Annotated in this window: 16 protein-coding genes; 13 read left to right on the top strand and 3 right to left on the bottom strand. The window is 39.0% G+C overall.

Annotated elements, in window-relative coordinates; translation table 11 throughout:
• Positions 1-46: 46 nt before the first annotated feature.
• The gene (locus AC0VYO_RS14235) at positions 47-418 is read right to left on the bottom strand and encodes a rhodanese-like domain-containing protein (protein WP_194222130.1); all 372 of its coding nucleotides are present in this window, start codon (positions 416-418) and stop codon (positions 47-49) included.
• Between the two features lie 298 nt (positions 419-716).
• On the opposite strand from AC0VYO_RS14235, the gene AC0VYO_RS14230 reads away from it, so the two are divergent.
• From AC0VYO_RS14230 to AC0VYO_RS14215, 4 genes are all read left to right on the top strand, one after another.
• On the top strand, positions 717-1547 hold the full coding sequence (locus AC0VYO_RS14230) for a lipoate--protein ligase family protein (protein WP_475367737.1): 831 nt from the start codon (positions 717-719) through the stop codon (positions 1545-1547).
• A gap of 404 nt (positions 1548-1951) precedes the next feature.
• Complete coding sequence (locus tag AC0VYO_RS14225; RefSeq protein WP_475365468.1) at positions 1952-4516, top strand: vitamin B12-dependent ribonucleotide reductase; 2565 nt, start codon at positions 1952-1954, stop codon at positions 4514-4516.
• Positions 4517-4813: 297 nt separating this feature from the next.
• Entirely contained in the window at positions 4814-5260 is a 447-nt protein-coding gene (gene mntR, locus AC0VYO_RS14220) for a transcriptional regulator MntR (protein WP_194222127.1), read from the top strand.
• Between the two features lie 77 nt (positions 5261-5337).
• Positions 5338-6243 carry a patatin-like phospholipase family protein gene (locus AC0VYO_RS14215; RefSeq protein ID WP_475365467.1) on the top strand — a complete coding sequence of 302 codons (906 nt, stop codon included), beginning with the start codon at positions 5338-5340 and terminating at the stop codon, positions 6241-6243.
• 136 nt (positions 6244-6379) lie between these two features.
• On the opposite strand, the gene AC0VYO_RS14210 is transcribed toward AC0VYO_RS14215, so the two are convergent.
• Positions 6380-6769, bottom strand: a complete 390-nt coding sequence (locus AC0VYO_RS14210) for an SA1362 family protein (RefSeq protein WP_430244717.1) — start codon at positions 6767-6769, stop codon at positions 6380-6382.
• Between the two features lie 22 nt (positions 6770-6791).
• The gene (locus AC0VYO_RS14205; RefSeq protein ID WP_194222124.1) at positions 6792-7739 is read right to left on the bottom strand and encodes a DUF1385 domain-containing protein; all 948 of its coding nucleotides are present in this window, start codon (positions 7737-7739) and stop codon (positions 6792-6794) included.
• Positions 7740-7962: 223 nt separating this feature from the next.
• On the opposite strand from AC0VYO_RS14205, the gene AC0VYO_RS14200 reads away from it, so the two are divergent.
• From AC0VYO_RS14200 to spoIIIAA, 9 genes are all read left to right on the top strand, one after another.
• A complete protein-coding gene (locus AC0VYO_RS14200) occupies positions 7963-8493 on the top strand; it encodes a YqhR family membrane protein (RefSeq protein ID WP_194222123.1) in 531 nt (176 codons plus the stop codon).
• A gap of 80 nt (positions 8494-8573) precedes the next feature.
• A complete protein-coding gene (gene aroQ, locus AC0VYO_RS14195) occupies positions 8574-8993 on the top strand; it encodes a type II 3-dehydroquinate dehydratase (protein WP_194222122.1) in 420 nt (139 codons plus the stop codon).
• 226 nt (positions 8994-9219) lie between these two features.
• Positions 9220-10287, top strand: coding sequence for a M24 family metallopeptidase (locus AC0VYO_RS14190; protein ID WP_194222121.1), 1068 nt, complete (start codon positions 9220-9222; stop codon positions 10285-10287).
• 19 nt (positions 10288-10306) lie between these two features.
• Positions 10307-10864: an elongation factor P gene (efp, locus tag AC0VYO_RS14185; protein WP_194222120.1), complete on the top strand. Its 558-nt coding sequence runs from the start codon at positions 10307-10309 to the stop codon at positions 10862-10864.
• Between the two features lie 125 nt (positions 10865-10989).
• Positions 10990-11712 carry an ABC transporter ATP-binding protein gene (locus AC0VYO_RS14180; RefSeq protein WP_194222119.1) on the top strand — a complete coding sequence of 241 codons (723 nt, stop codon included), beginning with the start codon at positions 10990-10992 and terminating at the stop codon, positions 11710-11712.
• Positions 11709-12722 carry an ABC transporter permease gene (locus AC0VYO_RS14175; protein WP_475365466.1) on the top strand — a complete coding sequence of 338 codons (1014 nt, stop codon included), beginning with the start codon at positions 11709-11711 and terminating at the stop codon, positions 12720-12722. The genes AC0VYO_RS14180 and AC0VYO_RS14175 overlap by 4 nt, the downstream gene beginning before the upstream one ends.
• A gap of 15 nt (positions 12723-12737) precedes the next feature.
• Entirely contained in the window at positions 12738-13397 is a 660-nt protein-coding gene (locus AC0VYO_RS14170; protein ID WP_430244701.1) for a TetR/AcrR family transcriptional regulator, read from the top strand.
• Positions 13398-13603: 206 nt separating this feature from the next.
• Positions 13604-13864, top strand: a complete 261-nt coding sequence (locus AC0VYO_RS14165) for a DUF2619 domain-containing protein (RefSeq protein ID WP_475365465.1) — start codon at positions 13604-13606, stop codon at positions 13862-13864.
• Positions 13865-13940: 76 nt separating this feature from the next.
• On the top strand, positions 13941-14876 hold the full coding sequence (spoIIIAA, locus tag AC0VYO_RS14160) for a stage III sporulation protein AA (protein ID WP_430244698.1): 936 nt from the start codon (positions 13941-13943) through the stop codon (positions 14874-14876).

Here is a 14876-nt window from a genome sequence, read left to right as displayed (position 1 = left end):
TTGCTGAATAGCAATCAAAAAAAGCAGCTGCAAAGGCAGCTGCTTTTTATTTTTTCTTTACTTTGCCGCCCCATTTTTTGAAGCCGCCTTTTAATTGATAAAGATCTTTAATGCCATGTTTTCTAAGAATGCTTGCAGCACGAGCTACAATAATTCCGTTGTAGTCGTACATATAAACTGGCTGATCTTTGCGGATTTCTTTAATTCGCATTTTTAGCTGACTAACAGGGATGTTTCTTGCCCCTAGAATATGGCCATTATCAAATTCGTTTGGTTCACGAACATCAATCAGTTGGGCTTTACGATAGCCGGCACGGAATTCTTCCTCCGTTAACGTTTTCAAATTCCTCTTTTGCATGTATCGAGTAATGACAACATACACAATGATCGCGACGAGTATTGCGATAATCCATTCCATAAACTTTGTTACACCCTTTCAAGTAAAATCGACAACTTTAAGTTTACACGTCTTTTCGGCTTTCCGCAAAAGAAAAAAGGAATAACTATAAAAAGAATAGGTAGTATTCAGTAATTAAATCAAATTTGTTCTAAATTAGTTGGGATAGAGGAGATTCGCCTATACTCGAAAGATCGAAAAACCAATAATGTTCAAGACATAGCTAAAATAATTGAGAGTGTTCATTGGTCATCCATTTTCTCCTCTGCTAGAATAGGGAAGGTGTTAGAAAACTGACAGTGATAAAGGAGTTCCGAAAATGAAGCAATGGGCATTTATTGATTCGGGAGAACGTTCTCCAGCTTATAACATGGCACTTGATGAAGCATTATTGAAATGGCATAGTGATGGGACTATCCCCCCTGTTATTCGATTTTACGGGTGGAATCCCCCAACACTTTCAATTGGTTATTTCCAGCGTATCGAACGTGATATTAATATGGATGCTGTAGAAAAAAATGGTCTAGGGTTTGTGAGACGCCCTACTGGTGGAAGAGCTGTCCTTCATGATCAGGAAGTGACTTATAGCGTTATTGTCTCTGAAGATTATCCAGACATGCCCTCAACCGTAACAGAAGCGTACCGGGTTATTTCAGAAGGGTTATTGATTGGTTTCAGAAAACTTGGATTGAATGCTTATTTCGCTGTTCCTGAAACGGATGCAGAGAAAGAAGAGCTACGTGCACCAAGATCGGGTGTATGTTTTGACTCTCCATCCTATTATGAACTTGTTGTAGAAGGGCGAAAAGTCGCTGGGAGCGCTCAAACCCGTCAAAAAGGTGTCATTCTCCAGCATGGATCGATTCTTCTTGACATTGATGAGGACCAATTGTTTGATTGTTTCAAATTTAAAAATGAACGGATACGTGAGCGGATGCAGCGAGGTTTTAGAAAAAAGGCTGTAGCTATTAATGCACTCCGTGAAACTCCTGTATCGATATCAGAAGCGGTTAAAGCTTTTTATGATGGTTTTCAACAGGGGCTTGATATTGAATTGGTTCCATATCAACTAACGGATGAACAAGAGTCCTTTGTTGTTCAAATAGCAGAGGAGAAATACGCTAGCAAGGAATGGAATTTTAGCAAATAAGCACCTTCGTTGGGTGCTTTTTCCTATTGACTTAACAAGAACAAATGTTCTAATCTTAATCATGGTCTGTTAACTAATTAATTTTTGTCTCCTATGTTAAAAAGGCAGAGTGTGGAAAAATGTGCAATAGACAAAATTCCTCTTTTTTCTCTATTCTTCTAATCTAACCTTTATTTATCGAGGAAAACCTTTCATTTTCACTGGATTTGAAAGTTGACAAATCGCTAAAGTATTCGCTCTTTTACTATATGTAGTATTGATTGAAGAATTCTGAACACTATATATGGTTAAAAATGATTGTCTGGTTCGTGTACATGTGCTACTATTAATCAAGACGATTTATCATAGCTACATACATCTAGAGATGCTCTTAAGTGTATAAATGTCGAAACGGAGGGGTTTATATGACAATACAAACCAATGAAAAAAGAAGATCTATTAACATTGAGCAGTTGAATAAGGATATTGAAATGTTTGCGCAGGTTCATCCGATTACAGAGGATATGCATCTAACTCACAAAGGTGTTAGTCGTCTTGTGATGCTTGACCGCTATGCATTTAAAGATACAGAGAAAAAGACATTACAAAAAGGTGATTTTGTTGTCTTAACGATTAAAGAAGATCCAAAATTTCCAGCAAGAGGTCTTGGGTATATTGAAGAATTCGATCTTCAATCTAAGAAAGCAACTGTAGCTGTTCATGAGGATTACGTTGGCGTTTTAGACACAGAAGAAGAAAGAGAATCAGGTATTATTGTCCGTTCGTTGGATGTCATAGAAAAGCCCTTGGAAGTATATTATGAGCAAATTGCTCGTCGTAATGCACGTGGTCTTGCTGATGTAGAGAAAACAGATGGGGAAAAGACATATTGGGAAGATCGTTTCTATAAAGAACTTTCATCAATGAACTTTGTTCCTGCAGGACGTGTGCTTTACGGAGCTGGAGCTGATACGGAAGTGACGTACTTTAACTGTTACGTTATGCCGTTTCCACAGGATTCAAGAGAAGGTATTTCTGAACACCGTAAACAAGTAATGGAGATTATGAGTCGAGGTGGTGGAGTAGGAACGAACGGATCTACACTTCGTCCTAGAAACACGCTTGCTAGGGGTGTGAATGGTAAATCATCAGGTTCGGTTTCATGGCTGGATGATATTGCAAAGCTGACGCATCTAGTGGAGCAAGGTGGCTCAAGACGTGGGGCCCAAATGATTATGCTCGCTGACTGGCATCCTGATATTATTGAATTTATCATTTCAAAAATGCAGAATCCACGCATTCTTCGTTTCCTTATGGAGAATACAAAGGATGAACAAATTAAGAAACTTGCAGAAGATAAGTTGAAATTCACACCGCTCTCAGAGTCGGAAAGATCTATGTACCAAAGTATCTTAAACTACCGTAGTATTCCCGGAACAGGTGGCTTTGAAGAAAAAGTGATGCAGGATGCGCAGGATAAGCTTGCAACGGGTGGAACGTATTCTGTCCACAATCCTGACTTCTTGACTGGTGCAAACATCTCGATTTGTTTAACTAAAGACTTTATGGACGCGGTTGAAAATGATTCTGAATATGAACTTCGATTCCCGGATGTAGAGAACTATACGAAAGAACAAATGGCACTTTATAATGAGAACTGGCATGAATCAGGGGATGTACGTGACTGGGAGAAGCAAGGCTTTCCAGTAAGAACTTATCGTAAGGTTCAGGCAAAAGAGCTGTGGGATTTAATTAATATTTGTGCTACTTACTCTGCAGAGCCAGGTATCTTCTTTATTGATAATGCAAATGAAAAAACAAACGCAACTTCTTACGGTCAAAAAGTTGTCGCTACTAACCCATGTGGTGAGCAACCATTAGCACCTTACTCTGTATGTAACCTAGCAGCAGTGAACCTTGCTGAGATGGCTAATAAGGAGACAAAGACTGTTGATTTCGATAAGCTGAGAGAAACGGTTGAAGTTGGCGTACGCATGCAAGATAACGTTATTGATGCCACACCTTACTTCTTAGAAGAGAATGAGAAGCAAGCTCTTGGCGAACGTCGAGTAGGACTAGGAGTAATGGGGCTACATGACCTTCTTATATACTGTGAAACAATATATGGATCAGAAGAAGGGAATAATTTAACAGATCAGATTTTTGAAACAATTGCTACAACAGCTTATCGTGCTTCTGTGGATCTTGCTAAAGAAAAGGGAAGCTTCCCTTTCCTTGAGGGTGAAACAGTTGCGGAAACAAATAGATTACGTGAAGCATTTGTTAACACAGGTTATATGCAACAAATGCCAAATGACCTACGCGACAGCATTATGGACTATGGTATACGTAATTCACATCTTCTAACAGTTGCGCCTACTGGTAGCACTGGCACGATGGTAGGGGTTTCTACCGGTCTTGAGCCTTACTTCTCTTTCTCTTATTACCGTAGTGGACGACTTGGTAAATTTATCGAAGTAAAAGCAGATATTCTTGCAGAGTACTTTGAAAGAAACCCAGAAGCTGATACAGAAAACCTTCCGGAATGGTTCGTTTCAGCAATGGAGCTCGCACCAGAAGATCATGCTGACACTCAGTGCGTTATTCAACGCTGGGTTGATAGCTCGATTTCAAAAACTGTTAATGCTCCAAAAGGGTATTCAGTGAAACAAGTGGAAGCAGTTTATGAGCGTCTATATAATGGAGGAGCCAAAGGCGGTACCGTTTATGTAGATGGTAGCCGTGATTCTCAGGTTCTAACTCTTAAAGCAGAAGAAAATTCATTTGAACAGCTTGAGTTTGAAGATGGCATGCAAGAAAAGAAGCAAGTAGTACTAGTTGACACGATTACAGATCTACGCTCTACAGACGTTACAATCGGGTCTGAAGTAGGTAATACGTGCCCTGTTTGTCGAAAGGGTCAGGTAAAGGAAATGGGTGGTTGCAATACTTGTGATAATTGTGGTGCACAGCTGAAGTGCGGACTTTAATAGCTAACTGATGTAAGGGAAGGATAGACGGAAACGTTTATCCTTCATCTTTTTGTGCGTAGATTAGGGACATTTTTCGCAAGTGCTGTTGGGGTGTTCAAGTGACTTTGTATTTTATCCACTAATTTACAAAACCGATTAAATGAAATATGATATAATATCTGCTCTACATAAGAGTATTAGAACTGAGTTAATGCAGTTAATAGAAGCTTATGGAACCTTTCCTTGTATCCGCCCATACTATGGTGTATGCTTTTATTAACTGGCTTAAATGGAATAAAAGATGGAGGGAATCCAATGGCCACTACTCCCAGTATGGAAGATTATATTGAACGTATTTATGCACTTATAGACGGAAAAGGGTATGCTCGCGTATCAGATATCGCGGAAGCATTAGAGGTACATCCCTCCTCGGTAACCAAAATGATTCAAAAATTAGATAAAGGTAAATATGTCGTATACGAAAAATATCGCGGCTTTATGCTTACTCCTAAAGGGAAAAAGCTAGGAAAGCGACTCGTTGATCGCCATGCTTTGCTTGAACAATTTCTAGGTGTTATCGGGGTTAACGAAGAGAATATATATGAAGATGTTGAGGGTATTGAACATCATCTAAGCTGGGACGCTATCGATCGCATTGGTGATCTTGTCCAGTACTTTGAAGAGACAAATGTACGAGTGGATGAACTTAGAGAAGTGCAACGTAAAAATGAAGAAGCACACGAGGAACAATCCGAAGTTTAATCGGGTTGTTTCTTTTTTTTGTACTAAATTCCCCCGTTAAAGCTTAGGCTTTAATAAGGTGGGAAGGAGGTTTGAGAGTGTACATTGATGGCGTCTTTTCAGGTGGCGGAGTTAAAGGGATAGCGCTAGTGGGAGCACTTCAAGCCGTTGAGAAAAAAGGCCTCGAATTTAAACGTACAGCGGGCACGAGTGCTGGAGCTATAATTGCATCTTTAATTATTTCAGGTTATAAGGGAAATGAGTTAGAAAAGATCTTGCTCGATACGGATCTAACGACACTACTCGAAAAAAACTCGGGTTATACATTCCCGTTGATACGGTGGTTGATGTTGTATTGGAATCTTGGACTCTATTCTGGAAAGGACCTAGAATTATGGGTTGGGGATTTATTAAAAAACAAAGGCATTGAAACATTCGGTGATTTACCCGAGGGATCACTGAAGATTATTGTATCCGATATATCGAAAGGTAGGCTTGTCGTTATACCTGATGACTTAGCACAGTACGGCTTCGTACCAGAGCGGTTCTCTGTCGCGAAAGCTGTTAGGATGAGTGCGAGTTTACCATTTTTCTTTAAACCTCAACCGCTCTACTCCATTGATGGTAAAAAGCACTATATGGTAGATGGCGGAATTTTAAGTAACTTCCCTTTATGGATATTCCAACCTCCTGAAAATAAAAAACCACAAAGACCGGTATTAGGCTTTCAATTGAGTGCAAACTTTAACCACGTTCCTGAAAATAAAATTACAAATGCTGTTGATATGTATCAGGCATTATTTGAAACAATGAAGCAGGCTCATGATGCTCGATATATTGAAGAACAAAAAGCCAAGAACATTGTGTTTATACCTGTGGATCATGATCTGACGACAGCTTTTAAACTAGAGAGACAAAGTCAAAAGAAACTAATCTTGTTAGGAGAAGAGCGAACCTCTCAATTTCTCAATACGTGGAGAAAATTGCCTGACAATATTACATGAAAAGGTGGCTGATTTCATCAGCCACCTTTTCATATTTATGTTAGTTTAGTTACTTCCAAATAGAAGGAGTTTTCCATTCAGGACAATGACTTTTTATTAAGTCGCCCAATCTTATCGGTAAAACAAGTGAACCATGTTAAAAGAGAGCTCTGTTTTTCTTTTTTCCTTTACGTCCTTCGATTACGGTAAAAGGATTTTGTTTTCGATCCTCCTGTAAAGAGCGCTTTCTAGGAGAAAGACGTTTAGATGGAATGACACGAAGGTGAGGTGCATTTCTTCTTGGTGTAGCTTTTTTCTTTTTCATTTTGGTTGATTGTTTAACGGCCTTTTGATAAGAAGTTGATTGTTGACCCATTCTTCTAGCCATTAACTTTCTGACAACGAAGATCATGATTGCAGCAATCGCAGCAGTGATTAGAAGTTGCATGAAAAGTCCTTGAGGGTCTGTGACCATTTTCCAAACAAAACCAATAGCTGCTAGGCCAATTAATAAATAAATTAGAGGTTGAACAACACGGCGCGACAAATGATTCACCTCCTGTTCATCTTTACACAACTTTTGTGCTTGAATCGTCTTCCTCTCGTTGTTTATCTCGAGAAAGTAGTTCATTAAATGAGTGGATTGCAACATCAACTTGTTTATCATCTGGGTTTTTGGTTGTTAGTAGCTGAACCCATAACCCAGGATAGCCAAGCACTTTTAATACAGGAACTTCTCTAACTTTATTCGTTAATTGGAGAACTTCGAATGAAACTCCAAGAACTACCGGAATTAATGCAACACGATAGAGTAACCTTACCCATAATGGATCAGTAGGAACAAGAAGATAAATAAATACCCCAATGACTACTGTGAAAAGGATGAAGCTACTTCCGCATCGATAATGAAGACGCGATTGCTTTTGAACATTCTCTATTGTAATAGGAAGTCCTGCTTCATAAGCGTTGATGACTTTATGTTCAGCGCCATGATATTGAAAGACTCTTTTTACAATTGGGGTTAACGAAATAAAATAAATATACCCAAGCAATAGAATGAGCTTAATGAAACCCTCAATCAAGTTCTGTACAACGTGCCCTGGAAATATAAACTCAAGTGAGGCTGCGGCTAAGGCGGGTAATATAGTGAAAATCGTTTTTACGAATGCAAACGAGATAACGCCTATGGCTGCTGCACCTAATAAAAGCGTTATTTTGGAAGGCTCTTCCTTACCTAACACTTCCTCATCTTCCGAAGGGTCCACATCATAGCGTTCACTTGAAAAATTCAAATGTTTAGTTCCATTGCCACTGGCGTCGATAATCGCAACAACACCACGTATGAATGGGATTTTCTTAAGCTTTGTTCGGATAGGCTTCGGCTGCTTCGGAACTTCTAAATAATCAATTGAATCATCCTTGCGCCGAATGGCGGTTACAGACGTATGTTTCCCTTGAAACATAACACCTTCAACAACCGCTTGCCCGCCATAAGCAGGCTTATTTGTATCTGACAATATCTCTCACCAACCTATTGTATGAAGTAGAATGTTTTGAAGCGATCAAACTCTAACAAATTGTACTTTATACCATTCTACAAGAAATAGGCAAAAACCTCTAGGTAATAGATTGTAATAATCATTTTCCCCAACACCGGCAATTTTAATCTTTTCAATAGACAATTCTTCTAATAAATAATTCCATCATCAACAGGGAATGCTTAAGGGGGAGGTGAGTGTTATGGATAAAGAGAAGCAGAAAGATGGTAAAGAGAATGAGCAACTTGAACAAAATAAGCAGGAGCAACCTTTATCTTTTACATCAAAAGTTATTACAATCGGGATTGCTGGAGGGCTTTTTTGGGGTGTAATTGGTTATCTCACATACTTATTTAAATTTACTAAGATACCACCCTCTCTCATTTTGTCACCATGGGCACTTGGCGAATGGAAAAATGAACAGCTAGGGCAGTGGATTGGAATTCTTGCCCTTGGGCTTGTATCCATACTTGTGGCTTTTTTGTACAAAGTAACGCTCGTGAAAATAAATAACATGCTTGCAGGACTTGCTTATGGGATTGTATTATGGATAATTGTATTTTATTTACTCAATCCAATGTTCATCGATCTGCCAACGATCACGAAACTTGATCGTAACACAGTCATTACTACGATATGCCTTTATCTTCTTTACGGCGTCTTTATCGGGTATTCGATTTCTTTTGAATATCATGAAAACCAGCAGAAGGGCGCTTCCTATTCAAATAAATGAAGCTATGGTAGAATGTTCATGGAACATTCTCTTTTTTTTCTATTTAATATAGAAGTCAGATCGTGATGAAGGAGACCGGGATGAAAACATTCTACGTAATAAATGGACCTAACTTAAATCGACTTGGCAAGCGTGAACCCGGCATCTATGGTAATGACACGTTAGAGACGCTTGAACAACGGTTAACACAATTTGCTAGTGAGAATGACGCTGCTGTTGTTTTTCGTCAATCAAACCATGAGGGAGATATCATTGACTGGATTCACGAAGCAGAAAGTGCTTCAGGTATCATTTTAAATCCTGGTGCTTTTACTCACTATAGTTACGCCATACGAGATGCTATCGCAAGTGTTCCTGTACCGGTTGTGGAAGTACACATCTCGAATGTACATAAGCGAGAACCTTTTCGCCATACATCTGTTATTTCACCAGTAACGGAAGGGCAAGTGGTAGGATTTGGTTTGAATGGGTACGAACTGGCATTGCGGTCATTTCTATAATTTTAGTTAGCTATGTTAGCTTATACTGTTGATTCTCGATTTTTGGCTCACTCGAGTGAAATCTTCATTTCACTTGCCTTTCAGCTCTATTGAAAGGTCGCTCTGTGACGATCAATCGCTTCGAGCAAATAAATTTGTTCAGACGGTTGGTCGTCACAGAGCGTATATGAGCCAATAATAAACAACGTTCATTAACATAGCCATCATTTTAAAGGGGGACGAAACAGTGGAACGTATTGAGAAACTACGTCAGTCATTTACAGAGTATGATATAGATGCGATGTTAATTACTTCAGCAAGCAATCGTAGATATATTTCCCAGTTTACAGGTAGCTCAGGTGTTGTTCTCATTACTGAGAAAGAAGCGAAGTTTGTAACAGATTTCCGCTATATGGATCAGGCACGAGAGCAAGCACAAGGGTTTGATATTGTGCAGCATAAAGGCCCGATTGTTGGAGAAGTAGCAAAGCTTGCGAATGAACTAGGAGTTAAAAAACTTGGCTTTGAAGAAACGCAGGTTACATATCAAGTTTTTAAAGCATATGAGAATAAAGTAGACGGTACACTTGTACCGATTAATGGTATTCTTGAGAAACATCGTATGATTAAAGATTCGAGTGAATTAAAGGTTCTTAAAGAAGCAACCGAAATAGCAGACGCTGCTTTCCAACATATTACATCATACATTCGTACGGGTCTAACTGAATTGGACGTTTCTAATGAACTAGAGTTTTTCATGAGAAAAAATGGCGCAACCTCGTCTTCATTTGATATTATAGTTGCGTCGGGTATACGTTCAGCTCTTCCGCACGGCGTCGCAAGTGATAAAATCATTGGAAAGAACGAACTGATAACACTTGATTTTGGTGCTTATTATAAAGGGTACTGTTCTGATATTACACGTACTGTGGCTGTTGGGGATCCTGGAGAAGAGCTTAAAGGTGTTTATCATACTGTCCTAGAAGCTCAATTAAAGGCGATGGAACAAATTAAGCCTGGAATGAGCGGGAAAGAAGCAGATGCTCTATCACGTGACTTAATTACTTCTAAAGGCTTTGGAGAATACTTTGGGCACTCACTAGGCCATGGGGTTGGTCTTGAAGTACATGAGGGACCTAGTCTTTCAACCAAATCTGATACAGTATTAGAGCCAGGTATGGTAGTAACCGTTGAACCAGGTATTTACCTATCTGGTAAAGGCGGAGTAAGAATTGAAGATGATACAGTAATTACTGAAACTGGCAATGAGACGTTATCTCATTCTACTAAGGAATTGCTGATCCTCGGCGAATAATGAAAGTGAGGGACTATTAATGATTTCTGTTAACGATTTAAAAACTGGACTTACAATTGAAGTGGATAATGGCATCTGGACGGTAATGGACTTCCAGCATGTGAAGCCTGGTAAGGGAGCAGCTTTCGTAAGAACGAAGCTACGTAACCTTCGTACTGGTGGAATTCAAGAGAAAACCTTCCGAGCAGGAGAAAAAGTAGCAAAAGCTCATATTGAAAATCGTAAAATGCAGTATCTTTATGCAAGTGCCGACATGCATACGTTTATGGATACTACTACTTATGAGCAAGTTGAACTTCCTGCAGAGCAAATTAGTTATGAACTTAAATTTCTAAAAGAAAACATGGAAATTTCAATTCGTACTTATGGTGAAGAAACGATCGGAGTTGAATTGCCGAATACGGTGGAACTCGTTGTTACTGAAACTGAGCCTGGTATTAAAGGGGACACAGCTTCCGGTGGAACTAAGCCTGCAACTGTTGAAACAGGTTTAACTGTTCAAGTGCCTTTCTTCGTTAATCAGGGAGATGTTTTAATTATCGATACTTCTAAAGGGGAGTATGTATCAAGAGGATAAACATTTTTAAACCGCTCTGTTTGAGCGGTTTTTTTTTAAAAATAAAAATGAGTGATTACTCACTTTACAACAAAGGGATGGATGGTATAATAAAGTGAGTAATCACTCATTTTAGGAGGGATCATATGCAAAAAGATGCTATCCAAGCAAGTGTTACAAAACGATTTGGCACGACTACGATCTTAGATAATATTAGCATTTCACTTAAGGAAGGTGAGATCTTCGGTCTGCTAGGACCATCAGGATCTGGAAAAACGACATTTGTCAAACTGCTCTGTGGTATTGAAGAGGCTTCAGAAGGAAAGGTAACAGTATTAGGTGAACGAATGCCTGATTTAAAGATAATGAAGCGGATCGGCTATATGGCACAAGCGGATGCTTTGTATGGTGAACTATCCGCTTATGAGAATTTAGAATTCTTTGCAACGCTTAGCGGTGTGAGTCGTCGTGATCGAAAAGATCGTATCTTATCTGCTATGAGGCTAGTAGATTTAGAAAAAGAACTTCAGAAAAGAGTGGAAGACTTCTCAGGAGGAATGAAGCGTCGCTTATCACTTGCTATCGCTTTATTGCACGACCCTGAAGTTCTGTTGCTTGATGAACCGACTGTTGGCATAGATCCGTCCTTGCGACAAAAGATATGGGATACGTTTGAAAATCTGAGACAAAAGGGCGTGCTTATTCTCGTTACGACTCATGTAATGGATGAAGCTGATAGATGTTCAAGGCTTGGGATGATTCGAGATGGTCGGTTGATTGCTGTTGGAACCCCAGAAGAATTGAAAAAGCAAACAGATTCGACGACAATTGAGCAAGCTTTTCTTTCATATGGGGGTGTTAAGGAATGAGAATTACAGCCGTTGTAAAACGTATATTGAGGCAGTTCATTCATGATAAGCGAACGATGGGCCTAATGATTGTGGCACCAATTATCATTTTAACCATGTTATCGCTAGTGTTTAACGGGGAAGACCTGGAGTTGAAAGTGGGCACACTAAATATACCTGAGCAACTCGTCGAAAGAATAGAAGAGCATGCTATTGTTAAAAAAGTTACGTCAAAAGATACCATTGAGTCACTACTGAAAGAAGATTATGATGCAGTCATTGACTTCAGCAATGGGGAAAAGAAACTACATCTAGAGGGCAGTGATCCCTCCATTAATCAAGCAGTAATTAATCTTGTTAGAAGTAATTCTATGGTAAACAACGAAGAAGTGGATTTAGATGTATCTTATCTTTTTGGCTCGAGTGACATGACTTCATTTGATCACTTTGGTCCTGTACTAGTTGGTTTCTTTATTTTCTTTTTTGTGTTTTTAATTGCTGGAGTTTCTTTCTTGAGAGAGAGAACCCAGGGGACGCTCGAACGAGTTTTAGCTAGTCCTATTAAAAGGTGGGAACTTGTAATTGGATACGTGATCGGCTTTGGATTATTTACTATGTTTCAATCAGCGATCATTGCCCTATATAGTATTTATGTGATTGATTTAAAAATGGAAGGCGCTTTCTTTTATGTACTACTTATAACACTCATGCTAGCATTAAGTGCCCTAACTTTAGGAACTTTACTTTCATCATTTGCAAAGAATGAATTACAAATGATTCAGTTTATACCACTTGTTGTTGTACCGCAACTCTTTTTTTCTGGGTTATTTAATCTTGATACGATTTCAAATTATTTAAGCTGGATTGGTCCGTTAACTCCTTTGTATTATGGAGCTGAAGCTCTTAGAAATGTTATGATTAAAGGACAGGGAATAACAGAAATATGGATTGATTTACTTATTTTATTTGGATTCTCAATCGCTTTTATGATTTTAAATATATACGCACTAAAAAAACACCGACGCATTTAGAGTCAGGGGGAGCTTATGAAAAAGATAGAAGACAGCATGGAATGGCTATTTGATGAAGAGGTAAGCGAGTCCGGAGATTTAACTGAGAAACAAAAACGCATCGTTAAAGCGGCAGTTGAAATGTTCCAGGAAAAAGGATTCTCCGCTTCCTCAACAAGTCAAATTGCGAGACGTGCAGGCGTAGCGGAAGGAACAATATTTCGCCATTATAATACGAAGAAAGACTTGCTGCTTGCTATTGTTACACCTGTTATGAGCCATCTGGTCGCCCCTTTCATCGTGAAAGATTTAGACAAAGTATTAAAACCAAACTATGAGCACTATGAGGATTTTTTGAGAGCTGTTGTAAAAAATAGACAGGTGTTCATACACAAGCACTTACCAATTGTTAAGATTTTGATGCAGGAGATTCCTTTTCATGAGGAACTTCGTACTCAATTTATCGAGCATGTAGCGAAGGATTTGTTTGATCGGTTTGAAAAAGTGATTCTCCACTTCCAACAGAAAGGCGAATTAATCCAAATTCCGCCTTCCTCAGCGATCAGACTTTCGATAACAGCCGTTCTCGGTTTTTTTCTTGCACGATACATTATGGTGCCGGAGAGTGAGTGGGATGATGAGCAGGAGATCGAACTGACAGTTCAATTTATATTAAATGGTTTAAAAGCAAAATGACCATCCAGCCTTCGCTGGGTGGTTTTTTTGTTTTCCTCCAATAAGTTCAATATTTTAAATGTAACAATTTAGCTAACAAACTATTTGCTTCCGGTGTTTTATGAAGCTGATTTCTCAATAATGAAATGAGTTATATGATTTACGAATTTCTTCTGAAAATCATAAATTCATCATAAGTTGTACAAACAATTTGTGGGAGGCTAGAGATGATTCATTCCGTTCTTGTCATGGGAGTGCTTCGAATACTTTCTGGTGTGATCGAGCTTACAGCAGCGATTCTCATTCTTTTTATTCAGGATCTAAGAATAGCCATGATGATTAATGCCATTCTCGCTATAGTTGGTCCAATTATTTTAGTAGTTACCATGTCAGTGGGGTTGATTGGTCTAGCAGGTGATCTATCAATTATGAAAATTATTTTTATCATGATAGGGGTTGCTTTTATTTTAATTGGAACCCTTTCATAGATTTAGTAGAGACATAATTTAAGCAAGACAGGAATAGTAGTGTAGGGAGAAACAAGCTTAGAGAGGGGGGACATTCTTGGAAGAAGTTCTTCGCGTGCTTCCGGAAAATGTACAAAAAATCTTGAATCAGTATTCAATTGTTGAAAGATCGACGATTGAAGAAATTCGAATGCGTATTAACCGTCCACTTGAGATCATGATTAACGGGAAGCCGGATTTTCCTCTCTTAAATGGCCATGGCTATTTTATTTCAAAAGAAGATGGTCTACAAATGATAAATAAGCTAAGTCACTACTCTCTCTACGCTCTGGAAGAAGAACTTAAAAAAGGTTTTGTAACGATTGAGGGAGGGCATCGTGTAGGCCTCGCAGGGAAGGTTATTACACTAAATGGACATGTCAAAGCCATTAGAGATATTGCTTCATTTAATGTGAGAATTGCGAAGCAAAAGCTTGGAATAGCTATACCACTAGTATCATATCTATATGCTGGGAGATGGATGAATACGATTATATTAGGGCCCCCTCAGTCTGGTAAAACGACAATGCTTCGTGATTTAACTCGACTTATGGCTGAAGGTGATGAATTAAGAAGGATTCCATCAGCAAAGGTAGGCGTTGTCGATGAGCGATCAGAAATAGCTGGATGTGTACAGGGGATCCCTCAACATCGACTGGGAGATCGTGTTGATGTACTCGACGCTTGTCCAAAAGCGGAAGGAATGATGATGATGATTCGCTCCATGAGTCCAGAAATACTTATTGTAGATGAAATTGGACGAAAAGAAGACAGTGAAGCGATTATCGAAGCAATAAATGCTGGGATTAACCTCGTAGTGACAGTCCATGGGACGAAATTGGATGATTTAAACCGTAGGCCAAGTATGCAGGGGTTATTAAAGTCGGGGTGCTTTGATCGTATCGTCGAACTGTCGCGAGAAGATGGTCCAGGAACAATTAGTGCGATTAAAGATAAAACCGGTAAGGAAATTCGACGTAAAAAGGTGATCTAG

This window comes from Anaerobacillus sp. 63XJN7_4_ISO-PGPR-S23-413, from assembly GCF_056173725.1.
This window is presented reverse-complemented; position numbering and strand designations above follow the sequence as displayed.

What these genes read in the sequence shown, in the direction of transcription:
- AC0VYO_RS14200 (WP_194222123.1), top strand. Translation starts at nt 7,963, where the DNA reads ATGGATAAAGAGAAGCAGAAAGATGGTAAAGAGAATGAGCAACTTGAA.
- AC0VYO_RS14235 (WP_194222130.1), bottom strand. Translation starts at nt 418, where the DNA reads ATGGAATGGATTATCGCAATACTCGTCGCGATCATTGTGTATGTTGTC.
- aroQ (WP_194222122.1), top strand. Translation starts at nt 8,574, where the DNA reads ATGAAAACATTCTACGTAATAAATGGACCTAACTTAAATCGACTTGGC.
- mntR (WP_194222127.1), top strand. Translation starts at nt 4,814, where the DNA reads ATGGCCACTACTCCCAGTATGGAAGATTATATTGAACGTATTTATGCA.
- AC0VYO_RS14225 (WP_475365468.1), top strand. Translation starts at nt 1,952, where the DNA reads ATGACAATACAAACCAATGAAAAAAGAAGATCTATTAACATTGAGCAG.
- AC0VYO_RS14230 (WP_475367737.1), top strand. Translation starts at nt 717, where the DNA reads ATGAAGCAATGGGCATTTATTGATTCGGGAGAACGTTCTCCAGCTTAT.
- AC0VYO_RS14170 (WP_430244701.1), top strand. Translation starts at nt 12,738, where the DNA reads ATGAAAAAGATAGAAGACAGCATGGAATGGCTATTTGATGAAGAGGTA.
- efp (WP_194222120.1), top strand. Translation starts at nt 10,307, where the DNA reads ATGATTTCTGTTAACGATTTAAAAACTGGACTTACAATTGAAGTGGAT.
- AC0VYO_RS14175 (WP_475365466.1), top strand. Translation starts at nt 11,709, where the DNA reads ATGAGAATTACAGCCGTTGTAAAACGTATATTGAGGCAGTTCATTCAT.
- AC0VYO_RS14180 (WP_194222119.1), top strand. Translation starts at nt 10,990, where the DNA reads ATGCAAAAAGATGCTATCCAAGCAAGTGTTACAAAACGATTTGGCACG.
- AC0VYO_RS14165 (WP_475365465.1), top strand. Translation starts at nt 13,604, where the DNA reads ATGATTCATTCCGTTCTTGTCATGGGAGTGCTTCGAATACTTTCTGGT.